General features: G+C 40.2%; 28 protein-coding genes. 26 read left to right on the plus strand and 2 right to left on the minus strand.

The genetic code is table 11. The annotated features are described in order from the left end of the window. Positions 1 to 207 precede the first annotated feature (207 nt). From G6W42_RS07085 to G6W42_RS07125, 9 genes are all read left to right on the plus strand, one after another. Positions 208 to 600 (plus strand): hypothetical protein, encoded by a 393-nt coding sequence (locus G6W42_RS07085; protein WP_242042718.1) that lies wholly within the window; start codon positions 208 to 210, stop codon positions 598 to 600. Positions 601 to 756: 156 nt separating this feature from the next. Further along, the gene (locus tag G6W42_RS07090) at positions 757 to 2,130 is read left to right on the plus strand and encodes a sodium-dependent transporter (RefSeq protein WP_194173480.1); all 1,374 of its coding nucleotides are present in this window, start codon (positions 757 to 759) and stop codon (positions 2,128 to 2,130) included. Positions 2,131 to 2,133: 3 nt separating this feature from the next. Next, entirely contained in the window at positions 2,134 to 3,252 is a 1,119-nt protein-coding gene (locus G6W42_RS07095) for a hypothetical protein (protein ID WP_194173481.1), read from the plus strand. 8 nt (positions 3,253 to 3,260) lie between these two features. After that, positions 3,261 to 4,463, plus strand: a complete 1,203-nt coding sequence (locus tag G6W42_RS07100; protein ID WP_194173482.1) for a M48 family metallopeptidase — start codon at positions 3,261 to 3,263, stop codon at positions 4,461 to 4,463. Further along, on the plus strand, positions 4,453 to 5,265 hold the full coding sequence (gene prmC, locus G6W42_RS07105) for a peptide chain release factor N(5)-glutamine methyltransferase (RefSeq protein ID WP_194173483.1): 813 nt from the start codon (positions 4,453 to 4,455) through the stop codon (positions 5,263 to 5,265). Before G6W42_RS07100 ends, prmC begins: the two co-directional genes overlap by 11 nt. A gap of 10 nt (positions 5,266 to 5,275) precedes the next feature. Next, the gene (locus tag G6W42_RS07110; RefSeq protein ID WP_107969764.1) at positions 5,276 to 5,755 is read left to right on the plus strand and encodes a DUF4149 domain-containing protein; all 480 of its coding nucleotides are present in this window, start codon (positions 5,276 to 5,278) and stop codon (positions 5,753 to 5,755) included. After that, the gene (locus tag G6W42_RS07115) at positions 5,739 to 6,521 is read left to right on the plus strand and encodes a threonine/serine exporter family protein (RefSeq protein ID WP_103635598.1); all 783 of its coding nucleotides are present in this window, start codon (positions 5,739 to 5,741) and stop codon (positions 6,519 to 6,521) included. Before G6W42_RS07110 ends, G6W42_RS07115 begins: the two co-directional genes overlap by 17 nt. Then, on the plus strand, positions 6,514 to 7,029 hold the full coding sequence (locus tag G6W42_RS07120) for a threonine/serine exporter family protein (RefSeq protein WP_103635597.1): 516 nt from the start codon (positions 6,514 to 6,516) through the stop codon (positions 7,027 to 7,029). Before G6W42_RS07115 ends, G6W42_RS07120 begins: the two co-directional genes overlap by 8 nt. A gap of 20 nt (positions 7,030 to 7,049) precedes the next feature. Beyond that, positions 7,050 to 7,439 carry a YbgC/FadM family acyl-CoA thioesterase gene (locus G6W42_RS07125; RefSeq protein ID WP_002940422.1) on the plus strand — a complete coding sequence of 130 codons (390 nt, stop codon included), beginning with the start codon at positions 7,050 to 7,052 and terminating at the stop codon, positions 7,437 to 7,439. A gap of 12 nt (positions 7,440 to 7,451) precedes the next feature. Here G6W42_RS07125 and G6W42_RS07130 read toward each other — a convergent pair whose 3' ends face one another. Then, positions 7,452 to 8,732, minus strand: coding sequence for a hypothetical protein (locus G6W42_RS07130; protein ID WP_194173484.1), 1,281 nt, complete (start codon positions 8,730 to 8,732; stop codon positions 7,452 to 7,454). After that, entirely contained in the window at positions 8,729 to 9,220 is a 492-nt protein-coding gene (locus tag G6W42_RS07135; protein WP_242042719.1) for a uracil-DNA glycosylase family protein, read from the minus strand. Before G6W42_RS07135 ends, G6W42_RS07130 begins: the two co-directional genes overlap by 4 nt. Positions 9,221 to 9,505: 285 nt before the next feature. Between G6W42_RS07135 and rpmH the strand changes: the two genes are divergently transcribed. The 17 genes from rpmH to G6W42_RS07220 all read left to right on the plus strand — a co-directional run bounded on the left by rpmH (position 9,506) and on the right by G6W42_RS07220 (position 24,937). Next, on the plus strand, positions 9,506 to 9,640 hold the full coding sequence (gene rpmH, locus G6W42_RS07140) for a 50S ribosomal protein L34 (RefSeq protein ID WP_002940373.1): 135 nt from the start codon (positions 9,506 to 9,508) through the stop codon (positions 9,638 to 9,640). Continuing rightward, the gene (rnpA, locus tag G6W42_RS07145; protein ID WP_035142427.1) at positions 9,628 to 9,963 is read left to right on the plus strand and encodes a ribonuclease P protein component; all 336 of its coding nucleotides are present in this window, start codon (positions 9,628 to 9,630) and stop codon (positions 9,961 to 9,963) included. Before rpmH ends, rnpA begins: the two co-directional genes overlap by 13 nt. Then, a complete protein-coding gene (gene yidD / locus G6W42_RS07150; protein WP_002940252.1) occupies positions 9,960 to 10,301 on the plus strand; it encodes a membrane protein insertion efficiency factor YidD in 342 nt (113 codons plus the stop codon). Before rnpA ends, yidD begins: the two co-directional genes overlap by 4 nt. Then, positions 10,302 to 11,858, plus strand: a complete 1,557-nt coding sequence (gene yidC / locus G6W42_RS07155; protein ID WP_194173486.1) for a membrane protein insertase YidC — start codon at positions 10,302 to 10,304, stop codon at positions 11,856 to 11,858. Further along, positions 11,855 to 12,946 carry a Jag N-terminal domain-containing protein gene (locus tag G6W42_RS07160; RefSeq protein WP_194173487.1) on the plus strand — a complete coding sequence of 364 codons (1,092 nt, stop codon included), beginning with the start codon at positions 11,855 to 11,857 and terminating at the stop codon, positions 12,944 to 12,946. Before yidC ends, G6W42_RS07160 begins: the two co-directional genes overlap by 4 nt. Further along, positions 12,943 to 14,268, plus strand: a complete 1,326-nt coding sequence (mnmE, locus tag G6W42_RS07165) for a tRNA uridine-5-carboxymethylaminomethyl(34) synthesis GTPase MnmE (protein WP_194173488.1) — start codon at positions 12,943 to 12,945, stop codon at positions 14,266 to 14,268. The genes G6W42_RS07160 and mnmE overlap by 4 nt, the downstream gene beginning before the upstream one ends. A gap of 43 nt (positions 14,269 to 14,311) precedes the next feature. Next, positions 14,312 to 14,893, plus strand: coding sequence for an NAD(P)H-dependent oxidoreductase (locus G6W42_RS07170; protein WP_194173489.1), 582 nt, complete (start codon positions 14,312 to 14,314; stop codon positions 14,891 to 14,893). A gap of 69 nt (positions 14,894 to 14,962) precedes the next feature. Continuing rightward, positions 14,963 to 15,682, plus strand: coding sequence for a hypothetical protein (locus tag G6W42_RS07175; RefSeq protein ID WP_194173490.1), 720 nt, complete (start codon positions 14,963 to 14,965; stop codon positions 15,680 to 15,682). A gap of 56 nt (positions 15,683 to 15,738) precedes the next feature. After that, positions 15,739 to 17,928 (plus strand): phosphoribosylformylglycinamidine synthase subunit PurL, encoded by a 2,190-nt coding sequence (gene purL, locus G6W42_RS07180; RefSeq protein WP_194173491.1) that lies wholly within the window; start codon positions 15,739 to 15,741, stop codon positions 17,926 to 17,928. Between the two features lie 3 nt (positions 17,929 to 17,931). Then, on the plus strand, positions 17,932 to 18,981 hold the full coding sequence (locus G6W42_RS07185) for an SDH family Clp fold serine proteinase (RefSeq protein WP_103633788.1): 1,050 nt from the start codon (positions 17,932 to 17,934) through the stop codon (positions 18,979 to 18,981). Positions 18,982 to 18,987: 6 nt separating this feature from the next. Beyond that, a complete protein-coding gene (locus tag G6W42_RS07190) occupies positions 18,988 to 19,785 on the plus strand; it encodes a TerB family tellurite resistance protein (RefSeq protein WP_194173492.1) in 798 nt (265 codons plus the stop codon). Then, positions 19,786 to 20,358 (plus strand): hypothetical protein, encoded by a 573-nt coding sequence (locus G6W42_RS07195; protein WP_194173493.1) that lies wholly within the window; start codon positions 19,786 to 19,788, stop codon positions 20,356 to 20,358. Between the two features lie 22 nt (positions 20,359 to 20,380). After that, positions 20,381 to 21,913 (plus strand): bifunctional phosphoribosylaminoimidazolecarboxamide formyltransferase/IMP cyclohydrolase, encoded by a 1,533-nt coding sequence (gene purH, locus G6W42_RS07200; RefSeq protein ID WP_194173494.1) that lies wholly within the window; start codon positions 20,381 to 20,383, stop codon positions 21,911 to 21,913. A 78-nt stretch (positions 21,914 to 21,991) separates the two neighbouring features. After that, positions 21,992 to 23,032 (plus strand): peptide-methionine (R)-S-oxide reductase MsrB, encoded by a 1,041-nt coding sequence (msrB, locus tag G6W42_RS07205; RefSeq protein ID WP_194173495.1) that lies wholly within the window; start codon positions 21,992 to 21,994, stop codon positions 23,030 to 23,032. Between the two features lie 74 nt (positions 23,033 to 23,106). Next, on the plus strand, positions 23,107 to 23,445 hold the full coding sequence (locus G6W42_RS07210; RefSeq protein ID WP_194173496.1) for a hypothetical protein: 339 nt from the start codon (positions 23,107 to 23,109) through the stop codon (positions 23,443 to 23,445). A gap of 1 nt (position 23,446) precedes the next feature. Beyond that, positions 23,447 to 24,637 carry a peptidase M50 gene (locus G6W42_RS07215; protein WP_194173497.1) on the plus strand — a complete coding sequence of 397 codons (1,191 nt, stop codon included), beginning with the start codon at positions 23,447 to 23,449 and terminating at the stop codon, positions 24,635 to 24,637. Between the two features lie 3 nt (positions 24,638 to 24,640). Further along, positions 24,641 to 24,937, plus strand: coding sequence for a metal-sulfur cluster assembly factor (locus G6W42_RS07220; RefSeq protein WP_021084849.1), 297 nt, complete (start codon positions 24,641 to 24,643; stop codon positions 24,935 to 24,937). Positions 24,938 to 25,144 lie beyond the last annotated feature (207 nt).

Genomic DNA, 25,144 nt, shown 5'->3' on the forward strand with positions numbered 1-25,144 from the left:
TCCCCCTTTAGATCCCCCAAACCCCTCGCACGTTAGAAGTTGCTGTGCTACGCACAGGTTTTGATGCGTAAAATCGCAAAATTACATTAAACGCTTAAATAAAATTTTATATAATCCCTCTTTTACAAAGGTGTAGTAACTTTACAAAAAAGGAGACAAATGAGCTAGAAAAATCCAGTTTCAAATTTCATCTCAGCCGATGATGAAATGCTTTCTTTTTTGTCAAATTTGGGTCAAAAATGGCGTAAAAGCGATGATGTAGCAAATTTTATAGAGCGAAATTTTACCTTTGTCGGCTCAAAACCTCTTTTGCAAAATTTAAAAGATTATAAAACGGCTGATTATGAAAATTTCGCTGATATAAAAAATTTTCTTAGCTCATATCCAAGTATCCAAAGTAAAATTTTAAGCAGCGAGATAGGCTACGTCGGCTATGGTCTAACAAGCGTAGAGCTTAAATTTGCGCCTGAATGCTTTTATGATTTTTTAAAATTTATGGTTGAAAATGTCGCGCAACATCACTATTTTTGCAGTCCCAAAGAGGGTTGGATCTTGCTCGTTGCGATGGAGGGATACGTAGAATTTGGCGTTTTGCATTAACAGAGTTAAATTTACCCACAAAAGTAAAAATAAATTCCGTCCAAAAAAGTCCTAAAATTTATCAAAAAAGCCAAATTTACACGCAAGTATCGCCTGCCGCTAGTAAAATTTAATCAATTTTTTTATATAATCCCTATTTTTCACAAAGGTAGATAGATGGATAGAAAATCGTGGAGTTCAAGACTTACATACATTTTAGCTGTTGCAGGGGCTACGGTCGGCTTTGGCGCGACGTGGCGGTTTCCTTACTTGGTCGGTCAAAACGGCGGCGGGGCCTATGTTCTCGTATTTTGCATAGCGATGATAGTCATTGGTATTCCTATGATTTTGGTTGAAAACGCCATCGGCAGGCGACTAAAGTGCAACGCCGTTGATGCATTTGGCGGCACAATAAATGGCAAAAAGATCAGCAAAAAGTGGCAGATAGTGGGCTGGATGGGGCTTGTGGGCGCATTTGGTATCATGGCTTATTATATGGTTATCGGAGGCTGGGTTTTAAACTATATCGCTCAAATTTCATTTGGCCTGCTTGATCTCTCGCACATCGTGAGTTTTGAGCAAACTAGCGCATTTTACGAGCAAAATATCGTCAGCAACCCGCTAGCCATCAGCTTTGCGACCCTTGTTTTTGTTCTGGTTAATTACGCTATCTTGGTGCAAGGCGCGGTTGGCGGCATCGAGCGCTCAGCAAAATATCTAATGCCGCTTCTTTTTATCCTAATGCTCGTCATGATCGCTAAAAACATCACGCTTGGGGGTGCGATGGAGGGTGTGAAATTTTACTTAACGCCTGATTTTTCAAAGATAAGCTTAAAGCTTTTTGTCGAGGTTTTGGGGCAGGTTTTCTTTGCACTTTCGCTTGGATTTGGCGTGATGATAACGCTCTCAAGTTTTGTGAAAAAAGACGAGGGTTTAGTTAAAATTTCTATCATCACAGGCATCTTAAACACCGTCATAGCCGTGCTTGCTGGCTTTATGATATTCCCGTCACTCTTTAGCTACGGCGTCTCGCCAGATAGTGGTCCTAGCCTAGTTTTCAAGTCGCTTCCGATCGTCTTTTCGCACATGCCGTTTGGCGGATTTTTCGCTGTTGCGTTTTTCGCGCTTCTTATGATCGCTGCGCTTACAACATCGTTACCGATATATGAAGTGATCATTACTACATTACAAGAGAAATTTAAGATAAAACGCAAAAAAGCGATATTTTTAGTGCTTAGTATCATTTTTGTGCTAGGTAATTTACCCTCACTCATGGCTACAAATTTGCTAAGCCACGTAAGCATTTTTGGTAAAAATATCTTTGACGCATACGACGCGATAAGTGCGACGATATTTTTCGTGCTAACCTCACTTGGATGCGCGATATTTGTCGGCTGGGTGCTAAAAGATGAAGCGAAAAAAGAGATCTTGCAAGGCAGCGAAAGATACGCAAAGCTTATAAATATTTGGTTTTTCTACATCAAATTTATCGTGCCTTTTGTCATTTTGGTGCTATTTATCAGTAGTTTTTACGACAACTTTTTGAAGTGAAATATGCGTGAGCTTGTAAATTTTGATAGCACTGAGCGTTTAGGGCTTAGCGTAGAGGATAAAGCTTTAGTGAGCGTGAGCTTAAAAGGTGGCAAAACAAAGCAGAGTAAAAAAGAATTTGCAAGCGAGCAAGATGCCAAAAAAGCCTGCATTAAAAAAGAGTGGGAGAGCCTAAAAAAGGGCTTTATCCTGCAAGATAGCGAGGCAAAAGCCGGCAAAGCGAGCCTGCACGTTTATATCGGCGGTGGATACACTGGAGCGCTTTCGTTTGCTGGCTTAAGAGATGAAATTTATGTTTATAAAAGTGGTGGTCAAAAAGATGGCGGCAAGCCTAGTGATCTTTTAGTAAGACTAGATAAAAGCGGTGCTATAAAAGAGCAGATCGCCTTGCCAAAGCCACTTGCGTGGCATGCCGAGCATGTAGGTGAAAATTTACTTTTAGATCTTGATCATGAAATTTACATTTTTGAGCCAAAGGAGGCTAAATTTCGCCAAATTTCAGCCGAGAAAAATGTTAAAAAAAGTAGCGAGATAGCAAGCTTTATCTGTGCTTCAAACGGCGTGGCTATTTTTGGTATGTTTGGGCAGATTTTTACTTTTTGTGATGGTAAAATTTCAAAGATCGGTGAGTATAAATGTAGCGAAAAAAGCCACGTGCCGATACTTTGTGCGGCTCTTAGTGTGGATGCTAGCATGCTTGCGCTTTGCACCAAAGAAAATGAACTGCAAATTTTAAACGCAAAAAATGGCGAAATTTTAAGCGAGCTAAGAGCCGAATTTGGCGCGCTTGATAAAATTTGCTTTTTGGACAAAAACACGCTTTTGCTTAGGCACTATCTTGAAAACAATCTATTTTGCCTAGATATCAAAAGCGCAAAAGTGACAAAGCAGCCTTGGATAAAGGACGAGTATCTAATAGCGAGCGAGTTTTGCATTGACGCCGTAGCTGGCAAGCTTGTAGTGGCAGATCAAAGTAGAGCCTACGCTATCGATCTAAAAAGTGGCGATGTGATGACGGAATTTACGCTAGATCATGTCGTAAAGAGCTGCGAGGCTAAATTTATAGATGGCAAGCTCGCAGTTAGAACGGACTATGGTTGCTTTAGTCTTTATGAAATTTAAGGGAGAATATGTTTTATACACTTTTATCTATTTATATTTTTTATGTGGTTATTAAGCTTTTTTTGGCGAATTTACAGATCAGCTTTGTAAGAGCTGAAGCCAAAAAAGAGCCAGTCGTGCTTGAAGAGAGCGAATACAAAAACGCCGCAGTTGCCGCCGTGACAAATCTAAAATTTGAAATTTTTAGCCTCATCTATCACGCCGTTATCTTCTTTGCGTGGATAAGCTTTGGGCTAAAAATGCTCTCAAACGCTTGCCTAAAAGATGGCACTACGCTTGAAAATATCATATTTGTGATGAGCTTTTTGCTGATCTCGTCGCTGCTTGATCTACCGCTAAATATCTATGAGAGTTTTGTAAAAGACAAAAAACTTGGCTTTTCAAACATGAGCGCAAAGATATTTTTGGTTGATACTATAAAGTCGCTAGCGTTAATGCTCGTTTTTGGCTCGGCCTTCGTCTGGCTCGTGCTTTTATGTATAAATTTCCTTGGGGATTTTTGGTGGTTTTGGGCATTTTTGCTAAGTTTTGGCATCGCTTTAATCATAAATTTGGTATATCCAACGCTCATCGCGCCTATCTTTAATAAGATGTCGCCGCTTGAAGATGGTGAGCTAAAGGGCAAGATAGAGGGCTTACTTACAAAATGTGGCTTTAAAAGTAGCGGCGTTTTTACGATAGATGCTAGCAAGCGCGACAACCGCTTAAATGCCTATTTTGGCGGACTTGGAGCGACAAAGCGAGTAGTGCTTTTTGACACGCTGATAAAAAAGCTAAGCACCGCGGAGATCGTGGCAGTTTTAGGGCACGAGCTTGGACACTTTAAACATAAAGATATCCTAAAAATGATAGCGCTAAGTGCGATCATGCTATTTTGTCTATTTTTCATCTTTGGAAACGTTGGCGCAAGCGCATACGAGGCGATAGGACTAGGGCAAAATGGCGCTAGCATCATCATCTTTTTGGTGCTTTTCTCACCTATTTTTAGCTTTCTTTTCTCGCCGATCATCTCGCACTTTAGCCGCAAAAATGAATTTGGCGCAGATAGATTTTCAAAAGAAATTTCAAACAAAACCGACATGATAAACGCCCTAACCAAGCTTGGCAGCGAAAACAAAGCATTTCCAAAGTCGCACTGGCTTTACTCATTTGTCTATCACTCGCACCCAAGCCTTTTTGAGCGGATAAATGAGCTAGAAAATGAGAGTTGAAGAGGCGCTAAGAGAGGCAAATTTAAGGCTAAAGCCACTTTGCGAGAACCCTAGCAGGGTGGCTAAAATTTTGCTCATGAGCTACCTTGATGTGAGCATCGAGTGGATATTTTTAAATCAAAAGAGTGAATTTGACGAGAGCGGCTACTTTGACCTTGTAAAGCGCTTTGAAAACTACGAGCCGCTTGAGTACATTACTGGCAAGACTGGCTTTTATGGACTGAAGTTTGAGGTAGAAAGTGGCGTTTTGATACCGCGCCCTGAGACTGAAATTTTAGTCGATAAAGTGCTTGAGATTGCAAGTGGCTATAAAGCGCCAAAGATCGCTGAGATCGGCACTGGCAGCGGGATAATAAGCGTCATGCTTGCCCTTAAAACAAACGCTAAAATAGTAGCTACGGATATAAACGAAAAGGCTCTAAATTTAGCTAAAAAAAATGCGCTTAAATTTAATGTAAGCGAGAAGATCGACTTTGTAAAGTGCTCTTACATAGATGAAATTTCAGGCGATATCGACATCTTGGTCTCAAACCCGCCATATATAGCGCGAGGCTATAAGCTTGATAAATTTGTGATAAATGAGCCGCATGAGGCTCTATTTGGCGGTGAGATCGGAGATGAAATTTTAAAAAATATCATCCTTATCGCTAGAAACCGCGGCATAAAAAATATCGCCTGCGAGATGGGCTATGATCAAAGGGCGAGCATGGAGATGGCACTAAAATTTAATGGCTTTAAAAGCGCTTTTTACAAGGACTTAGCGGGCTTTGATCGGGGCTTTTGCGCGAGTTTAAAACTATAAAGGAGAGAGGTTGAGAAGTATCTATTTTTTACTATTAGCAGCGGTGATCGGCACTGAGCTAACGCTTGGAATTTTGGTCGCACCAGTCATATTTTTCCCACAAAGCATCATAGGCGAGGGGGTGCTTACGCATTTTATGAGCGGGCAGATGATGACAAAGATATTTTTAAAATTTAACTATGTTTTGCTATTTGTAAGCGCATTTGTGGCGGTTAGCGAGCTCTTTGATCTAAGAAAAAGGCTTGCATTTTCACTAAAATTTAGCACGTTTATGCTCTCGTTTTTAAACTTAGCCCTAGCGCTAAGCTTTGTCTTTATCTTCACGCCTTTTATCGTGCAAGCTCAGGGTCTTGGCGCAGAGGCTACGCAGACAGCAGAGTTTGCCAAGATGCATAGCGCAAGCGAATATGTGATGAAAGTGATGCTTGTTTTGCAGCTCATTTTGTTTTTTGTGAAATTTAAGATCAGTCAAGATGAACGCCAAGCCTGATATCCAAATTTTAACGAATTTTTTAGCCGAATACACGACAGCTATGGTGAGCGCTGGCACATACACTGCGCGCGTAGAAAAGTGCGTCGACCGCATAGCTACGCACTACGGCTACGACGTTAGCGTGACAATTTTTGTGAAGTATTTTACCATTAGCGTGATGGACTCACAGGATAACTCCTTGCGCCGAACTTATGTGAGAAAGATCCCTCTAGGGCAGGTTAGTTTTAACAGAATTTCTGAGTTATCCTCACTTAGCTGGCAAATTTTAGATGAGGGTTTAAGTTTAGATGAAGCTAAAGAGAGCTTTGAGGGCGTAATGAGTGTTGGTGCAAATAAATTTGCTAGCTCACTTATCTTGATAAGCCTTGCAAATGCGGCATTTTGCAGACTTTTTGGAGGCGATGCTGGCTCAGTTGTTTGCATATTTTTTGCAACGCTTGTTGGCTACACTCTTAAATTTGCCCTTGCGAAAATGGGTGTAAATTTAAAGGTTCAATACGTCCTGACATCCTTTGTCGTCTCATTTATCGCCTATCTTGGCGTATCTTACGGACTTACGCATACAAGCGACGTGGTGATAGGCTCGTCTGTGCTCTTTATGATGCCTGGCGTTTTTCTCATAAATTCAGTCTTTGACATCCTAAATGACAACACACTTGTTGGCATCAGTAGAGCCATAAGCACAGGCATCCTCATACTTTGCATGGCCGTTGGCGTCTATATCACGCTAACGCTTAGCAGCGCGGAGATATTAAATGTTTGAGCTTTTAAGTGAAACGCTTGTAGATGCTGGCTTTGCTGCGGTGGCTGGGCTGGGCTTTGCCTATGCTAGCTCGCCTCCAAAAAGAACTCTCATCTTTTGCGCTTTGCTCGCTGCAGTTGCGCATGCTAGCCGCTTTTGGATCATGCAGATGGGATTTTTTAACATCAGTGTCGCAACGCTCATCGTCTCTTTTATGAGTGGAATTTTAGGCATGCTCTTTGCCAAACGGCTAAAGGTGCCAGCTGAGATCATCGCATTTCCAGCGCTTTTGCCGATGGTGCCAGGAGTTTTTGCGTATAAAGGCATTTTGGCAATTTTTTCATTTTTAAATGAGACAAGTATCGCTAAGAAAAATGAGTATTTGATCATATTTTTTGATAATGCTATCACGACTACAACGGTCTCACTAGCCTTAGGTGTGGGTGTTTCGGTGGTGCTTATCTTGTTTTATGATCAGTCACTTACGATAACTAGAGGCGCTAAAGGCAAGCCTAGTAATAGCAAATGAAAATTTAAAGGAGCTTTGCTGTGAAGATAAGAATTTATTACGAAGATACCGATGCAGGCGGCATTGTCTATCATACAAACTATATTAAATATTGCGAGCGAGCTAGAAGTGAGGCGTTTTTTGAGGCTGGGCTAAATTTCACAAAAGAGGGCGGATACTTTGTCGTTTCGGCACTTGAAGCTAAATTTCTTGCTTCAGCCGTGCTTGGTGATGAGGTTTTTGTGAGAACAAAGCTCATAGAGCTTAAAAAGGCAAGCCTTGTTTTAGAGCAAGAAATTTATAAATTTGATGAAAAAGATGCCGAAAAAGTGCTCTTTAAAGCGACTATCACGCTAGCTTTTATGAAAGAGGGCAGGCTAGCAAAGATAGATGAGAGCATGAAAACTTTTATAAACGAGGTTAAATTTTAGCAAGCAAAACTGCTAAATCCCGCTTGTACTGTTTTGCTCCTGCGAATTTACCTCATTAAAGTGATCGCTTTTTGTGTCATAAATTTTTACATCATATAAAACTTGTGAGTTTTCAACTCTCTCAGCAAAAATTTTGCTGGCATTTTTGTTTATGAAATTTGTATAGATATACTCCACTCCCAAGGCACTTGAGTAGCCGATCTGTGAGTATCTAAAATCAACTCCAAAAAGATCTCCAAGCCCTAAAAAACTCTCATCAAGTAAATTTAGTGAATTTGCCACAAAGAGGTTTTGTCTATCTCTTTGCGTGATGGCGCTAAAGATATTTGGCAAGAAATTTATCTGCGTGCTTAAAAGCGCGTAAGGCTTTATCTCAAAGCCTCTCATCTGCGTTGCTACAAGGGAGGCTTTAACTATAGGGATATTTAAAAAGATGCTTGCGTTATCAAATTTAGACTTTTTGCTTAAAGTGTCGTTTAAATTTATATCTTTGCCAGTGATCGAGCTCTCGTAGTAGTCGTTGCTTTGCATGCGTACATACTCGTTTAGCTTTTGTGCTAGCGCGCTGCCATCGTCAAAGGCGACTATCTTTTCGTTGGCAAAAGCTAGCAGGGCTGAAATTTGTGCTTTGTAATCAACTCCACCAAAGATAAAATTTGGCTTTGGAGCTGTCACAAAAGAGCTATGAACGCTTGGGATGTAGATGAGTTCGTTTGGCAAGATGAGAGAATTTACTATGTTTGCGCCATTTTGAGTAAGGGCTGCTATAAAGTAGATAAAACCCTCGTTTCTAGCGTTTTGAAGCGCATTTTGAAGACTAGGCAAACTCTCGTCACTGCTATTTATAAATTTCACTTCGACATTTGCATCTTGCTTTAAGATGTAACTCAAAATAGCGTTTGATACGACATTTGCGTATGATTTTATAATCTTTTGAGGGATGATAACCGCTATCTTATCGCTTTGTGTGAGCTTTAAAACCATCTCTCCGCCAAGCGAAGTGTAAAGGTCTAAAAGTGCCTTATTATCTATCTTTGCTGGCTCAAATCTCGCCATAAAGCTAGCTAGCATATCGCTCTTAATAAGCTCATTTAAACAAGAGCTATCACAAAATTCTGGCTCTAAATTTATGTAAGTGATCTTTGCTGGCGGTATGCTTGAGAGGCTTTGATTTTTAGTGATGTTACTTTCAAATTTTGCCTCAGTGATCTCGTCTTGCATTTCGGTTGAAATTTCATTTTGCGCTGCAAAAAGGCTTACAAATATAACTAAAAAAAGAAAAAATCTTTTCATACCACTCCCCTGATTTTTTTCAAATCATCTATAAAATTTTCTTCAAAACTTGGATTTTTGCTGATCCACTCTGGTGAAAAAGTTGGCATTATAAACCTATCATCATCTTTTAAAATGCTCCCTCTTATGCTTGAAAATCCGCCCTTTGAGAGCAAATTTGGATAAAGATGCATGAAAGCTTTCTCTCCTAAAGTGATGATTATTTTGGGCTTAATAAGTCTTATCTCTTCTAAAAGATAAGGCCTACAAAGCTCAAATGAGCTCTTTAGTGCTGGATTTTTCGCGTCACTATTTGAAATTTCACAGCGCAAAAGCAAGCTTATATAAACACTATCTTTTTCTAAATTTAAGCCTTCTTTTATAGCATTTTGCAAAATTTTGCCGCTTGTGCCTTCAAAATAATCATCTTTTTTGCAAAGTAAAACAAACATTATCTTGCTATTTTTATCACCAAAGCCAGTAGAAACGCACTTTGAACTGTTTCTCAAAAAGCAAAGAGAGCACTTTTTTATCTCACTATTTAGCTCGTCTATGCTGTTATAATCTTGATATTTACTTAAATTAAGAAAATTTTCATCTATAAAATTGTAACCGATCGCTTTTAAAAAAAGTAATTTTTCTAAGAGATCTTTATTTTTATGAAATTTCATTTTTGGATTATAACTTGATTTACTTAAAGTTTAAATTATAGTTTTTTCGGGCTGATTTATTCAAAGGAATTTAAGTATTGCTTTGATAAAATCCCACTTTTTATATTAACTTTAAGGATAGAAATGAAAAGGACTTATCAACCTCATAAAACCCCTAAAAAACGCACTCACGGCTTTCGTTTAAGAATGAAAACTAAAAATGGCCGCAAGGTTATCAACGCTAGACGTGCTAAAGGTAGAAAAAGATTGGCTGCTTAGCTGGTTTTGAGTCACTAAGTGACTCGAGAGAATTTTCTCAGGTTTATAAAGAGGCCAGCAAATGGCACTGCGACGCTTGCGTAGTTTTTTATAAGCCTACAATTGAAAAAAAATTAGCAGTTGTTGCTAGCAAAAAAGTGGGAAAAGCAGTAGTTAGAAATAGAGCAAAGAGGCTTTTAAGAGCTGCTTTTTTTTCTATTTCTAACGAGCTAAAAGATGGCACTTACATTATGGTCGCAAAAAATGGAATTACAGAAATTTCATTTGACAAAATTTGTAAAAATTTGAGCTGGTCTACAAAAAAAATGGGATGTCTAAAATGAAAAAATTTGCGATTAAATTTATCGCTTTTTATCAAAAATATATTTCCATACTTCTGCCAAAAAGCTGTCGCTACTATCCGACTTGCTCACAATACGCCATTTGGGAATTTCAAACAAACAGCTTTTTCTCTGCTTTTTTTGCAACATTTATGCGAATTTTAAGATGCAATCAACTTTTCAAAGGCGGTATCAACTACCCAATCATCCGCAAAAAATTTAACTCATGTTTTATATTTCAAAAAAGCGATACCAAAAATGTAAATTTCTGGTTTATCCCTTGCCAAAATAGTAAATTTTATGTCGTAAAAGTATTAGATAAATTAAAGGAAAAAAATTAAATGGAAGAGATGTCTATGCAAAAAAGACTGCTTCTTGCAGCGCTTTTGTCTATCGTATTTTTTATAGTATATGACTTTTTTATGCCAAAAAGAGCTCCACTAGAGCAGAACCAGACAACGATCTCTCAAACAATGGATCAAAGCAAAGCTCCAGCCTCTACTAGTGATACTCCAAAATCAAATGAAAATTTAGCTTCAAACGAAATAATCGCTACCATCAAAGGTCAAAGCTACGAAGCAAAGATAGATAAGCTAGGCAGGATTGCGAAATTTTATCTCACCGAAGATAAGTACAAAACAGAAGACGGTAACAAAATCGAGCTTGTTTCGCAAAATCCATTACCACTTGAGCTTAGATTTAACGATAGCACTTTAAATACTGATGCTTTTAAGGTTGCATATAGCAGTGATGCTAGCGAGGTAGATGCTAGCAGCGAGCCTAAAACTATAAAACTCATTCAAAATTTAGATGGCGTTACAGTCACAAAAAATATCAAATTTTATCCAAATGGTCGCTATGAGGTAGAAGTAAATTTAAGTAAAAGTGTTGATTATTTCATCACTCCTGGCTTTAGGCCAAACATCGCGATAGATAGCTACACAGTTCATGGTGTCATGCTTAGAAATACAGACGATAGCCTAAATATCATAGAAGATGGCGATGCAAAAGAGGTTAAAAACTATGCAAACACAACTATAGCAGCTGCATCTGATAGATACTACACAGCGCTATTTTACTCATTTAATAAGCCATTTGAAGCAGTTATAGATAAAGATGCAAATAACAATCCTATCGTCTTTGTAAAGGCAAACGATAGCCTAAAATTAGGCGCTTATATCGGACCAAAAGAGCATAAAATTTTAAGCTCGATGGATGAGAGACTAAACGACATTATCGAGTATGGTTGGTTTACATTTATAGCAAAGCCGATGTTTGCATTCTTAAATTTCTTGCATAACTACATTGGCAACTGGGGCTGGGCGATAGTCGTGCTAACGCTTGTTATAAGGATAGTTTTATTCCCACTTACATATAAGGGTATGCTATCGATGAATAAGCTAAAAGAGCTTGCTCCAAAGGTAAAAGAGATCCAAACAAAATATAAAGATGATAAGCAAAAGATGCAAGTTCATATGATGGAGCTATACAAAAAACATGGCGCAAACCCGATGGGCGGCTGCTTGCCGATCTTGCTTCAAATTCCGGTATTTTTTGCGATCTACCGCGTTTTACTAAATGCGATCGAGCTAAAAGGCGCTCCTTGGATACTTTGGATACACGATCTTTCAGTGATGGATCCATACTTTGTGCTACCTATCTTAATGGGTTTAACGATGTTTTTACAACAAAAACTTACACCAACGACATTTACCGATCCTATGCAAGAAAAGGTTATGAAATTCTTGCCTTTGATCTTCACTTTTTTCTTTGTGACATTCCCAGCAGGTCTTACACTTTACTGGTTTGTAAATAACGTTTGTTCAGTCGTTCAACAAGTCTTTGTAAATAAACTTTTTGAAAAACATAAAAAAGCTGCGGAGGTAAAGGCTCAATGAAAATAGAAGCAAATACCCTTCAAGAGGCATTTCAAAAGGCAGCCGAGCAGCTTAACTGCTCAGTCACCGAGCTTGACATCAAGGTCTTGCAACATCCAAGCGGTGGAATTTTTGGATTTTTTAAAAAGACAGCGATTATTGAGGCAAATTTAGAAAATCAGCCAAAACCACAGCAAAAACCAAAAAATGATAGAAATTTTGCTAAAAAAAGTGATGAAAACGAGCCTGCAAAAGAAGAGAAAAAACAGAGTAAAAAACACGATCATAATGATAAAAAGCGAAATCCTAAAAAGCATAAAGATGAGAAAAACGAAGCTAAGTCTGAGCAAAAAGAGCATAAAAATGAAAAGCCAAATTTAAGCGAGAAAAACTCAGCTCTTGCAAAAGATGCCTTTGCTGAAAAGGGTGAAAAAGAGGCTGAAGAGCCGGGATATGTCATAAAAAGACTTGATGAGCCAAAAGAGCCAAAAGAGCAAAAAGAGACTAAAGTGGCAAAAGAGCCACAAGCTAGTAAAAGTGCTCCTAAAAACATCCTAGATACTTCAATCATCGAAAATTTCAACCAAACTGATGAAGAGAGTGCATCTCAAACTTTACCAAAAGAGAAAAAAGAGAAAGTTGTAATCGACTTTGATAAAATTTTGCCCGAGATAAAAGAGGGTATGACACGTCTTTTTAAAGCAAGCTGCTTTGAGATAGACAAGGTAGAAGTTAGTAAATTTAACGATGAGACCGTGCTTATCGAGCTAGACGGTGCTGACGCGGCGCTACTTATCGGCAAAGAGGGCTATAGATATAAAGCGATCTCTTATATGCTCTATAACTGGCTAAATTCAAAATACAACCTCGCTATTCGCCTTGAGATCGCGCAATTTTTGCAAAATCAAGAAGCGATGATGGATCAATATCTAAATGGTGTGATTGAGCGTGTGCAAAATAGCGGTAGAGCCCAAACTAAGCCACTTGACGGAGTTTTAGTCAAGATCGCTCTTGAGAAGCTTAGAGAGAAATTCCCAGATAAATATGTCGGCATAAAAAGCGGCAATGACGGCAAATTTGTCGTCGTAAATGACTTTTTTAAAAAATGAGTGAAACTATCGCAGCCCTTGCCACAGCTTATGGCATCGGCTCAGTTTCTATCGTAAGGCTTAGCGGCAAGGACGCACTGGCCACCTCTTTAAAACTTCTTAAACTTTCAAATTTAGAGCCAAGATACGCAAAACTAGCCAAAATTTACTCCCTTGATGATGAAATTTTAGACGAGGGCATCGTTATATATTTTAAAGCCCCTGCAAGCTTTACTGGCGAGGATATCGTCGAGTTTCAAACTCATGGTGGCGTTATGGTGAGCGAGAGAATTTTAAATGAGCTAATAAGGGCTGGTGCTAGGCTTGCTATGCCAGGAGAGTTTAGCAAGCGGGCATTTTTAAATGGCAAGATGGATCTAGCCAAGGCCGAGGCGATGCAAGGGCTTATCACTTCAAAAAGTGAGATCGCTGCTAAAATTTTAACCCGCCAAATGCAAGGCGATCTTAGTAAATTTGTAGGCGAGATAAGGGGCGAAGTGGTAAAAACCCTTGCCTTTGTTGAGACGATGATTGACTACGCTGATGATGATCTGCCTGCAAATTTGCTAGAGCAGACTAAGCAGATGCTTTTAAAAAATAGCGAGAAATTAGAGCGCATAGCCACTCTTAGCGAGCAAAGAAGGGGGCTAATAGATGGCTTTAAGATCGCAATCGTTGGCAAGCCAAACGTTGGCAAAAGCTCTATCTTAAACTCATTTTTGGCATACGAAAGAGCGATCGTTAGCGACGAAGCTGGCACAACTAGAGATAGGATAGAAGAAAATTTTAAGATCGGCTCGCATCTAGTTCGCATAATAGACACCGCAGGCATCAGAAAAGATGCTGGAAAGATCGAGCAAATCGGCATAAACTACTCGATCTCAGCCATAAACGAGGCAGACATTATCCTAGCTGTATTTGACGGCTCTTGCCCAAGTGACGAGCAAGACAAAGAGATAATAAGGCTCGTTTCTAACTCAAACAAAAAAGCCTTTTTTATCCTAAACAAAAGCGATCTTGCGTTTAAATTTGACATAAATTTGGACGGCGCTATCAAAATTTCAGCAAAAAATGATACGAGCGTAGTTTTAAAAGAGCTTGAGGGCTACCTCAAGACGCAAGACACCGACGAGATCATGCTAAGCTCAAACCGCCAAATTTTAAGCTGCAAAGAGGCGAGCGAGGCTTTAAAAAGAGCGTTTTTAAGACTAAGTGAAGAGGAGCTAGAAATTTTCGCTTACGAGCTAAATACCGCGATAAAGGCGCTTGCAAGTATCACAAAGCCATTTGAGAGAAGTGAAATTTTAGACGAAATGTTTAGCCATTTTTGTTTAGGAAAATGATACTTTTTTTTGGTTAAAATTTGCGCTTTTTAAAGGAGAGAGAATGAAAATTTTACTTATAAATGGTGGCAAAAAATTTGGCCATTCAGATGGCAGGCTCAATCAAACACTTCACGATCTTGCCTGCGAAAAACTAGCAAATATGGGTCACGAGGTAAAACAAACCGTGATAGATCATGGCTATGATATCGAGGCTGAAGTTGAGAAATTTCTCTGGATGGACGCAGTAGTTTGGCAGATGCCAGCTTGGTGGATGGGTGAGCCTTGGATAGTGAAAAAATATATCGACGAGGTCTTTACGGCAGGTCACGGCAAGCTTTATACGAGTGATGGCAGGCACAGGGTCGATCCTGCGAAAAACTACGGCAAGGGTGGCTTGTTAAATGGCAAGAAATTTATGCTAAGCCTTACTTGGAACGCTCCAGCCGAGGCATTTAGCGATCCAAACGAGTTTTTTGAGGCGCGCGGCGTTGATGGGGTTTATTTTCATTTTAGAAAGGCAAATGAATTTATGGGCTTAAAATCGCTTCCACACTTTATCTGCTGCGATGTCATCAAGATGCCAGAGGTGCCAAGATACCTAAAAGAGTATGAGGCGCACCTTGAAAAAGTTTTCAAAGCGTAAAACATTTCTATCACTCTCTAGCCATTTGCGCTAGAGGGCATTTAAATTTATATATCTTGGTTGGGGAAAATGAGGATAAAATTTCTATTTTTAGTTGCTGTTATATTATTTGCAGGGTGCGCCGGCAAGCAAATTTTAACGCCAAGCGAAAAGTTAAATTTGCTCTACCTTGAAAATAATGAAACCTTGCATGAGATGAGATTTTATAAGCTTCAAAACAGCCTAGATGACTTTAATAAATTTGCAAACATTGTCGGTAGGGCTGAAATAAAAGCAGCTGGAGTAAATGCAGAATTTAGCGCTCTTGGCGAGCTAATGCAAAGTGGCGACGCAAATAAAACGATGATCGTTAAAAACCTAGACACCAGCAAGGACGCTGTGCTATCAAATTCTAACGATATAGATGAGCTAATAAATGCAAAAAATATCAAATTTTATGACATTGGAGATGGTATAGTAGAAAGTATAGTTTATAGCACGAGCGCCATGTCAGTTTGCGAGGCGTTTGTGAGCAGCAAAGAGGCTATAAAAACAAAAAGCGTGACAAATTATTTTGTAAAAAATGGCTTTTTTGCAGTGATCTTAAACTCAGATATAGTTGGCAACGAAGGCTTTGTGCTAAGGGAAACTAACTACTTTTTCAACCTTTCGGACGAGGATGAAAAGATGCTTAAAAATGACACTCATAATCCAAATTTTCAAAAGACAACCATAGAGAGCGACCTCTTAAAACAAGGCAGAATTCTCCTAAATGTGCTTTGTTTTAGTAAATTCCAAAAGGCTTTTTAGTAACTTTTTATAAGCGAGGTTGTAAAATAGCTTAAATTTCTTAAAAGGTTACATCAATGGATAAAGCTACCATACAAGCACATAAAATCAGCGATGAAGAGTATGAAGAGATCTTAAAAATCCTAGGCCGTGAGCCAAATTTACTAGAGCTTGGCATATTTTCAGCGATGTGGAGCGAGCACTGCAGCTACAAATCAAGCAAAAAATATCTAAACGGCTTTCCGACAAAGGCACCTTGGGTCATTCAAGGACCTGGCGAAAATGCCGGCGTCATCGATGTTGGCGATGGGGTCGCAGCTGTGTTTAAGATGGAGAGTCACAACCACCCAAGCTTTATCGAGCCGTTTCAGGGCGCTGCAACTGGTGTTGGTGGAATTTTAAGAGACGTCTTTACGATGGGCGCAAGAGTTGTTGCGAATATGAACTCACTTCGTTTTGGCGAGATAAGAGGCGAGGGTGAGCTAGCCAAAAAGCATAGATATTTGCTAAAAGGAAGTGTAGCTGGCATAGGACACTACGGCAACTGCATGGGTATCCCAACGATCGGCGGCGAAACCACCTTTGATCCTAGCTTTAATGGCAATATCTTAATCAATGCCTTTGCGCTTGGCCTTTGCAAAAGTGATGAAATTTTCTACGGCAAGGCTGAAGGTGTTGGCAATCCAGTCATCTATGTAGGCTCAAAGACTGGCAGAGACGGACTTGGCGGTGCTGTGATGGCGAGCGATAGCTTTAACGACGAAAATAAATCACTTCGCCCAACGGTGCAAGTAGGCGACCCATTTGCCGAGAAACTACTCATGGAGGCGTGCTTGGAGCTTTTTAAAAAAGACTACATCATCGGCATCCAAGATATGGGCGCAGCAGGGCTTACAAGCTCTAGTTTTGAGATGGCTGGCAGAAGCGGCAGTGGTATGAAGATGTATCTAGACCGCGTACCGATGCGCGAAGTTGGCATGACGCCTTATGAGCTAATGCTAAGCGAGTCTCAAGAGCGTATGCTAATATGCGCCAAAAAAGGCTATGAGCAAAAGGTACTTGAAATTTTTAGAAAGTGGGACCTTGACGCTGAGATCATCGGCGAGGTCACAAGTAGCGGCGTGATGCAGCTTTACTGGCACGACGAGCTTGCAGGCGAAATCCCTATCGGCCCACTTAGCGAGGCAGCTCCAGTGCTTGACCGCCCAGTTGCACGTCCAAAATACCTTGATGAGATAGCAAATTTAAAAATTCCAAATAATGTTGATAACAAAAGCGCATTTTTCAAGCTTTTAAAAGAGCCAGAAGTGCTAAATAAAAGCTTTATCTACGACCAATACGACGCAAATATACAGACAAATACGATAAAACAGCCTGGCTGCTTGGGCGCTGCAAGCATCAGAGTAAAAGGCACTAAAAAGGCTGTCTCTATGGCTGCGCAGTGCGATCCAAGAGCAAATTTTGTTGATCCAAAGATCGGTGCTGCAAGAGCAGTTGCTGCAGCTGGTAGAAAGGTAGCGATGAGCGGTGCTGTGCCACTTGCGATCACCGACTGCTTAAACTACGGCAACCCGCAAAATCCAGAGGTTATGTGGCAGTTCAAAGAAGGATGTGAAGGCATAAAAGAGGCTTGCCGTGAGCTAAATACGCCAGTCGTTAGCGGTAACGTGAGCCTTTATAACGACACCGACGGCGTTAGCGTCTATCCAACGCCAGCCATCGTCACTGTTGGCGTAAATGACGATGCAAATTTAAACCTAAAAAGCATATTTTTAAGCGAGGGTAGAGCGATATATCTACTTGGCGAGACAAGCGGAGAATTTGCTGCTTCACTTTACGCAAAGGCGCTATTTGATGTGGTCGGCGGCAAGCTAAAAGAGGTTGATTATAAAGCTGAAAGGGCTATTTGGGAGCTAGTGATAGCTGCAAATAAAGAGCAAATTTTAGAATTTGCAAATAGCGTTGGCGTTGGCGGTCTTGCTATCACGCTAGCAAAAATGGCTAGCATCTCAAATATCGGCATAAACTGCGAAGTTAAATTTAAAGAGCCAAATTTCATCTTTGACGAGAGCTTTTCAAGGGCGGTCGTGGGTGTAAAAGACGAGGCTAAATTTAAAACGCTTGCGGCTAAATTTGGAGTGAAATTTGAAAAGATCGGCGTTAGCGGAGGCAAGAGATTTAAGCTAAATGATATCGATGAGAGCTTAGAGGACGTAAGAGAAATTTATCTAAATGAGTTTGCGAAAATCGTAAAAAAGGAGGACTAAGAGGTGTTTTCTAAAAAGGAAAAAGCAAGCGGAGAAAAGGAAGTAGAGCAAAACGAAAAAAAGGGCGTGGCGAAACCGCCAGTGCTCTTTAGCGATACTCAAAATTTGATAAGTACGATAGAAAAAAGGCTAAATGCCCCTTTGATAACCTACTACAACTCAAACGCTGGTAATGTTTGCGGTAACGATGCAAGCGCAATGTATGAAATTTTAAAGGGTAAAAAGATAGACACTGCCTATCTTTTCATAAAAAGTGATGGCGGAAGCGGTATAGCCGCACTTAGGATCATTAGCACCCTTAGAAACTACTGCAAAAATTTAATAGCACTGATCCCATCAAACTGCGCTTCAGCTGCTACGATGATGGCACTTGGCGCAAACGAGATCGTGATGGGTCCGCTTGCCTATCTAACGCCAGTTGATACTTCGCTCAAGCACGAGCTAAGTCCTACAAACAAGGGCAACGAGCTTGTAAGCGTCTCTATGGACGAGCTTAGCCGTGTGGTGAAGCTTTGGAAAGAGCAGGACAAAGATAGACCAAACGACACAAACCCCTACAACTCGCTATATGAGTATATCCATCCACTAGTTTTTGGTGCGGTTGATCGCGCTAGCTCGCTTTCGCTTAAAATTTGCTCTGAGCTACTTAGATATCACATAGATGATGATAAAAAGATCGTTGAAATTTCAGAGAGGCTAAACGCAGACTACCCAGCACACGAGTATCCGATACTCTTTCGTGAGGCGCAGGAGATCGGTCTGCATGTCAAAAAGATGGACGATGATCTAAACGAGATGCTTCAGGAGCTAACGCTACTTTACTCAGAGATGGGACAGCGAGCCTTTACAGACTACGATGAGAACAGCTATCACGATAACAACATCGCAAATATCATCGAGACAAACGGCAAGCAAATTTACTATCAGATCGATAAAGACTGGTTTTATCGTCCTGAGGAGCGCCGTTGGAACGTGATGAACGACGAGAGCTCATGGCGCAAAAATGAGCTGGTAAATGGCAAGATAAAAAATACCATATATCACTTGTGGTAATATAATATGTTTGGAGTTTTGTTTTTACTGATATTAGGCGGTGTGATATTTTTCTTTAAGAAACAAGCAAATGCAAATGAGACTAAATTTCTACTCTCACTAAGTGAGGCTATGTTTCTAGTATCGCTACTTGCAAAAGTAGCTAAAAGTGACGGCAGGGTTAGCGAACTAGAGGCTAGACTGATCACTCAAGCACTTGATGATCTAAGCCAGAAAATTAGTGGCATTAGTGGCGTGCGTGAGTATTTAAAAGAGGTATATAGCAGTCAAAAAGAAAATATGGATAACGCAAGTGGCGTGCGTGAGTATCTAAAAGAGGTCTATAACAGAGAAAAAGAAAATGTGGATAACGCCTATGAAATCGCCAAAGCTTATAAACGCGCGTTTAATCTAAACTACGACACCTGTGTGGCTAAGCTCACTTTTTTTCTAAATTTAGCCTATATAGACGGAGAATTTAACAAAAGCGAGCAAGATGTTATAAGAAACATCGCTTATGGATTTGGCATAGATAAAGAGACGCTTGATGAGATAATCTATAAATTTGATAGCTTCTATGGCTCAAGATTTGGGGCAGATCACGATGAGGTGAGCCAAGAAAACGATGCGTTTGAGGTTTTAGGACTTAGTAAAAATGCAAGCCTTGATGAGGTAAAGGCTCGCTACAAAGAGCTTGTGAGGCAGTATCATCCTGACATTTTGATGGGCAGGGGCGAGAGCAAAGAGGTGATAGAGCGCTCGACTAAGAAGCTTCAGGAGATAAATGAGGCTTATGGGCGATTAAAAGAGAAATTTGGAGTTTAGATGAAGAAATTTATTATTTTGCTGCTAGCGGTGGCTGGCTTTTGTAATGATTTTAAAGTGGTAAATGTCGATGGAAAAGAGATAAAATTTAAGCTTACACAAAGCGAGCTTTATCAAGATCAAAGGTTGCTCATCAGCAACTACGATGTTAAAGATAGCAATGTGAGCATAATATTTGTCGATAAAGATGGCAACAAGAGTGACATTATGTCAGTTCAAGCAAAAAAATTAAACGAAATTAGTGAGTATATCTTTTCGTATGATCGCGGTATAAAGGTGATGAAATTTAGCTCGAAAAAGCCGATATGCGAAGCGTTTGAGAAAGAGGAACCTGTAAATTTAAGCGTATTAGATGCGAGTTACTTTGATGGCAATCAAATTTCAAGCTATGCCTTTAGCGTTGATATTGTTGGTCAAAAGCGTGAAAACTTTGTAGATAGAAAAGACTATTATATAGATGCAGCTGCAAATGTTATGATTACACTAGAAGCTTTATCGATAAAGAATATCGCAAAGGATATAAAAATGGGGCAGCTTCTGCTTGTAAAAGGTATGTGTTTAACAAAAAGATAAAAAATTTAATAAAGGAGAAAAAATGAGAGCGTTGCTTAGCGTTAGCGATAAAGAGGGCATTGTAGAGTTTGCAAAGGGGCTAGAAGAGCTTGGCTGGCAGATACTTTCAACTGGTGGCACCTACAAACTTTTAAAGGCTGAGGGCGTCAAAGCCACTGAAGTTAGCGAATTTACGGCGTCGCCTGAGATGTTTGAGGGCAGGGTAAAGACACTTCATCCAAAGATACATGGCGGCATCTTGCATAAGCGTGATGATGCTACGCACGTGGCTCAGGCAAAAGAGCATGGTATCGAGGGGATTGATCTGGTTTGCGTAAATTTATATCCATTTAAAGAGACTACCATAAGGACTGATGACTTTGGCGAGATCATCGAAAATATCGACATCGGCGGCCCAGCTATGGTAAGGAGTGCTGCTAAAAACTTTAAAGACGTCCTTATCGTCACAAGCGTGCTTGACTACGATGAAATTTTAAAGCGCCTACGAGAAGAAAGCGATGATTTTGAGTTTAGAAGATCGCTTATGATAAAGGCTTTTGAGCATACAGCGGCCTATGATAGCATGATCGCAAACTATATGAATGATAGATTTAATGGCGGTTTTGGCAATGCTAGATTTATCGTGGGAAGCAAGGTTTTTGACACCAGATACGGCGAAAATCCACACCAAAAAGGCGCGCTTTATGAGTTTGATTATTTCTTTACGAACAACTTTAGGGCCCTAAAAGGCGAGGCAAGTTTCAATAATATGACCGATATAAATGGCGCATTGATGCTTGCAACTAGCTTTGATGACGCGCCAGCAGTGGCTATCATCAAACACGCTAACCCTTGCGGTTTTGCGGTAAAAGATACGTTGCTAGAGAGCTATGTAGCAGCGCTTAAGTGCGATCCGATCTCAGCATACGGTGGCGTGGTCGCGATAAATGGCATGCTTGATGAGGAGCTTGCTAAAAAGATAAATGAAATTTACGTTGAAGTAATCATCGCTGCAAATGTCGATGATGCCGCGCTTAAGGTATTTGAGAGTAAAAAACGCATCAAAATCTTCACACAAGATAATAAATTTTTAGTGCGTGCAAATGATAAATTTGACTTTAAGCACATCGATGGTGGCTTTGTATTTCAAGAAAGAGACTTTGTAAAAGACGAAGAGCTTGAAAATATGAAGCAAATGAGCAAGAAATTTGCAACTGGCAGCGAGCTAAAAGACGCTCAGATCGCATGGAAAGTGGCTGCGCTAACGAAGAGCAACTGCGTAGTTTATGTAAAAGATGGCGCGATGGTGGCCATTGGCATGGGTATGACTAGCCGTGTGGATGCTGCTCGTGCGGCCGTAGCGAAGGCAAAAGAGCTAAAGATCGACCTAAGTGGCTGCGTGCTTGCAAGCGAGGCGTTCTTTCCGTTTAGAGACAGCATCGACATCGCCAGCAAAGTGGGCGTAAAATGCGTCATCGAGCCAGGCGGCAGCATCAGAGATGATGAGGTGATAGAGGCTGCCGATGAGCACGGCATGTCGCTATATTTCACTGGCGTTAGACACTTCTTGCACTAAAATTTAGGGGCGCTTTGCCCCTTGCTTCACACTTTATAACTTTAAATTTTATATAATCCTTCAAAAAAAGGAGCTCTCATGAAAAAGATATTAAATTTTCTCTTGGTTTTTATTGTATTTTTGGGTGTAAATTTGACTGCAAAAGATGAGTTTTTAAAGGAGCAGACGATGGCAGGGCAAAATTTAAAAGAAATTTATTTAGCAGGTGGCTGCTTTTGGGGCATGCAGGGATATTTTAAAAAGATATTTGGCGTGGTCGATACGAAGGTTGGCTACGCAAATGGCAAGAGCGAGAGCACGAGCTACCAGGGGCTTCATGAGAGCGATCACGCCGAGACGCTTTATGTCAAATTTGATGAAAACAGGGTCGCTTTGGCTGAAATTTTGGCTCATTTTTTTAGAGTGATCGACCCAACCTCGCTAAATAAACAGGGCAATGACGTCGGCAGGCAGTATAGAAGCGGGATTTACTATGTTAGCAAGGACGATCTACCAGTTATTGAGAGCTTTATAAAGATCGAGCAAAAGAAATTTAAAGATAAGATCGTGGTTGAGGTCGCACCACTTAAGAATTTCGTCATTGCTGAGGAGTATCATCAAGACTATCTTGATAAAAACCCTTTTGGATACTGCCACATTGATCTAAATTTGGCGAGCAAACCACTCTATGACGAGGCTAAATTTAAGCCGCTTAGCAAAGAGGAACTAAAGAAAAATTTAAGCAGCGAGCAGTATGCCGTGACGCAGGAGGCGGCGACTGAGAGGCCATTTAGCAGCGAGTATGATAAATTTGACAAAAAGGGCATCTATGTCGATATCACCAGTGGCAAGCCGCTCTTTTCAAGCGCTGATAAATTTGACGCAGGATGTGGCTGGCCAAGCTTTACAAAGCCTATCACGACAACGGCGCTTGCCTATAGCGAGGACAACTCTTTTATGATGAAAAGGGTTGAAGTTAGGTCTCAAAACAGCGATGCACACCTTGGGCATGTCTTTGAAGATGGGCCAAGTGACAAGGGTGGGCTAAGGTACTGCATAAATGGCGCAAGCCTTAAATTTATACCGCTTGAGGATATGGCTAGGCTTGGATACGAGGAATTTATCCCCTATGTTAAGTAGCCTTTTGTTGAAGCAAATCAATGGTTTGAAAAGTTTAATCAGAGTATAATTCTCCAAAATCAAAAGGAGAAAAAATGAGTGAATTTTTCAAAAATGCAGAGCAGTTTAACGTCGATGGTGCGACGGTGCCGTTTTATAAATTTAGTGAAAATGGTGTAAATTTTGTGGGCTTTGACTCACGTCCTTGCGTGCCGCCAGAGCCTATGATAAACGCACTTTTGGCTATAAAATTTGCTGATAAAAACACAAAGATCGTGATGATAAATCACAAATTTCCAGCTGGGCTCATCCCAAAGATAGAAAAGAGCTTTGACATTAAGCGCGAGGACCTTGAGGGCGGGGCTGTGAAGATGACTTTTAGCCTAAAAGAGGGTGCGAGCATAGAAAACATAGACACTAGCCTTTGCCACTAAAATGCTTTTAAACACCTATGCGCCGCCTTTTAAACTAGTTGGCGGCTACTTTATCGCTGGCATTTTTTTCTTAGCGCTAAGCGTCCCGGCGTTTTTTTACGCTGATTTTGAGGCGATTAGTTCGCTAAATACGGCTGGCTTTTTGCATATATTTTTCGTGGGCTTTGTGATGAGCATCATCATCGGAGCGCTCTATCAGCTAACCTCGGTCATCTTGGAAAAGCCATTTTTTACGGTCAAAGGGGCTATTTTAAATTTAGCCATCTTTTGCCTATCGCTGCTTGCTATGAGCTATGCGATGATATTTGGCGAGGCTAGGATTTTGCAAATCAGCGCAGTTTTGCTATTTGGCACGCTTGTCTTTTTTGGCTCGACCTATGCGCTAAGCTTTATGGGTAATGAAAAAAGAAGCTTCGCTGCCTTTGCACTCTTCGCCTCGGCGATATTTTTGCTAGTTGGCATAACGCTTGGATTTTGCTTAGTGATGATACTCGGCGGCACACTTATGCTTGATTTTACTATGACGCTAAAATTTCACGTATATTTTGTGCTGGGCTTTGTATTTTTCGTGATACTTGGGGCCGCAAGCGTGCTTTTACCGATGTTTGCGCTGGCGCATGATCTTAAATTTACGCTTAGTAAAGCCTCTCTTGCCTCTTATATTTTGGCTGGGGTTTTGCTGGCAATCGATGAAAATTTAGCGATTTTTGCGGTGGCTATGGCGGTTTTGCTTTTTATAGCACAGGCGTTTTATATATTAAAAAAGCGCGTGAGAAAGGCGTATGATTACTGGAACGTAAATATCGCTTTTTCGCTGCTTGCTTTGTTTGTGGCTGCTATTTTTATGATTTTAGAAAAGCTAAATTCGGCTGCATTTTTTATGATATATGGCTTTTTATTTGCCTTTATCGTGGCTCATCTATATAAGATCGCGCCATTTCTCATCTGGTATCATTACGTAGCACCCTTTGTTGGCAAGGCAAAAGTGCCGCTGCTTGATGCGATGATACTAAAAAAGGCTGCATATTTTGCCATAGCGTTTAATGCCATTTCGCTTGTGTGCTATCCTTTGGCAGTTATCTTTGAGATGAGAAATTTGGTCTATGCAAGTATGATTTTTATGGCTTTAAGCATCATTTTGCTTGCTATAAATATGATAAATGTTTTTAAATTTACTGGTTTTAAAGGATAAAAAATGAAAGAAAAAATTTATGATGCTCTGTCAAATATCGTCGATCCCGAGGTTGGCTTTGACATCGTTTCGCTTGGACTGATATACGACGTAAGCTGCGATGAAAACGGCAAAGCAAAGGTGACTATGACACTTTCAACTAAGTCTTGCCCGCTTCATGAGATGATACTTGGCTGGGTTGAAACGGCTGTGCTTGGTGTAGAGGGCGTAAAAGAGTGTGAGATCGACCTAGTTTGGGAGCCAGAGTGGAATATCCAAATGGCAAGCGACTTTGTAAAAGCACAACTTGGAGTGAATTAATAAATTTGGCTAGAAATTTAGCTTAGCTAACAAATTTCTAGCTTTTATTCTTGAACTTCTACTTTAAATTTTAAAAATATCATAAAGCGTAGTTAAATTTGCCTGGTCTGCTTAAACTCTTTAATAAATTTATGCAAGTAAAAACTAAAAATAATGCGAGTTATAGAATATAATTTTAGGCGTTTGTTAAGTAATGGTTAAAATTTG

Origin of the sequence: Campylobacter concisus (genome assembly GCF_015230015.1) — a bacterium.
Lineage (GTDB): Bacteria > Campylobacterota > Campylobacteria > Campylobacterales > Campylobacteraceae > Campylobacter_A > Campylobacter_A concisus_AF.

What these genes read in the sequence shown, in the direction of transcription:
- G6W42_RS07085 (WP_242042718.1), top strand. Translation starts at nt 208, where the DNA reads ATGCTTTCTTTTTTGTCAAATTTGGGTCAAAAATGGCGTAAAAGCGAT.
- G6W42_RS07090 (WP_194173480.1), top strand. Translation starts at nt 757, where the DNA reads ATGGATAGAAAATCGTGGAGTTCAAGACTTACATACATTTTAGCTGTT.
- G6W42_RS07095 (WP_194173481.1), top strand. Translation starts at nt 2,134, where the DNA reads ATGCGTGAGCTTGTAAATTTTGATAGCACTGAGCGTTTAGGGCTTAGC.
- G6W42_RS07100 (WP_194173482.1), top strand. Translation starts at nt 3,261, where the DNA reads ATGTTTTATACACTTTTATCTATTTATATTTTTTATGTGGTTATTAAG.
- prmC (WP_194173483.1), top strand. Translation starts at nt 4,453, where the DNA reads ATGAGAGTTGAAGAGGCGCTAAGAGAGGCAAATTTAAGGCTAAAGCCA.
- G6W42_RS07115 (WP_103635598.1), top strand. Translation starts at nt 5,739, where the DNA reads ATGAACGCCAAGCCTGATATCCAAATTTTAACGAATTTTTTAGCCGAA.
- G6W42_RS07120 (WP_103635597.1), top strand. Translation starts at nt 6,514, where the DNA reads ATGTTTGAGCTTTTAAGTGAAACGCTTGTAGATGCTGGCTTTGCTGCG.
- G6W42_RS07130 (WP_194173484.1), bottom strand. Translation starts at nt 8,732, where the DNA reads ATGAAAAGATTTTTTCTTTTTTTAGTTATATTTGTAAGCCTTTTTGCA.
- rpmH (WP_002940373.1), top strand. Translation starts at nt 9,506, where the DNA reads ATGAAAAGGACTTATCAACCTCATAAAACCCCTAAAAAACGCACTCAC.
- yidD (WP_002940252.1), top strand. Translation starts at nt 9,960, where the DNA reads ATGAAAAAATTTGCGATTAAATTTATCGCTTTTTATCAAAAATATATT.
- yidC (WP_194173486.1), top strand. Translation starts at nt 10,302, where the DNA reads ATGGAAGAGATGTCTATGCAAAAAAGACTGCTTCTTGCAGCGCTTTTG.
- G6W42_RS07160 (WP_194173487.1), top strand. Translation starts at nt 11,855, where the DNA reads ATGAAAATAGAAGCAAATACCCTTCAAGAGGCATTTCAAAAGGCAGCC.
- mnmE (WP_194173488.1), top strand. Translation starts at nt 12,943, where the DNA reads ATGAGTGAAACTATCGCAGCCCTTGCCACAGCTTATGGCATCGGCTCA.
- G6W42_RS07170 (WP_194173489.1), top strand. Translation starts at nt 14,312, where the DNA reads ATGAAAATTTTACTTATAAATGGTGGCAAAAAATTTGGCCATTCAGAT.
- G6W42_RS07175 (WP_194173490.1), top strand. Translation starts at nt 14,963, where the DNA reads ATGAGGATAAAATTTCTATTTTTAGTTGCTGTTATATTATTTGCAGGG.
- purL (WP_194173491.1), top strand. Translation starts at nt 15,739, where the DNA reads ATGGATAAAGCTACCATACAAGCACATAAAATCAGCGATGAAGAGTAT.
- G6W42_RS07190 (WP_194173492.1), top strand. Translation starts at nt 18,988, where the DNA reads ATGTTTGGAGTTTTGTTTTTACTGATATTAGGCGGTGTGATATTTTTC.
- G6W42_RS07195 (WP_194173493.1), top strand. Translation starts at nt 19,786, where the DNA reads ATGAAGAAATTTATTATTTTGCTGCTAGCGGTGGCTGGCTTTTGTAAT.
- purH (WP_194173494.1), top strand. Translation starts at nt 20,381, where the DNA reads ATGAGAGCGTTGCTTAGCGTTAGCGATAAAGAGGGCATTGTAGAGTTT.
- msrB (WP_194173495.1), top strand. Translation starts at nt 21,992, where the DNA reads ATGAAAAAGATATTAAATTTTCTCTTGGTTTTTATTGTATTTTTGGGT.
- G6W42_RS07210 (WP_194173496.1), top strand. Translation starts at nt 23,107, where the DNA reads ATGAGTGAATTTTTCAAAAATGCAGAGCAGTTTAACGTCGATGGTGCG.
- G6W42_RS07215 (WP_194173497.1), top strand. Translation starts at nt 23,447, where the DNA reads ATGCTTTTAAACACCTATGCGCCGCCTTTTAAACTAGTTGGCGGCTAC.
- G6W42_RS07220 (WP_021084849.1), top strand. Translation starts at nt 24,641, where the DNA reads ATGAAAGAAAAAATTTATGATGCTCTGTCAAATATCGTCGATCCCGAG.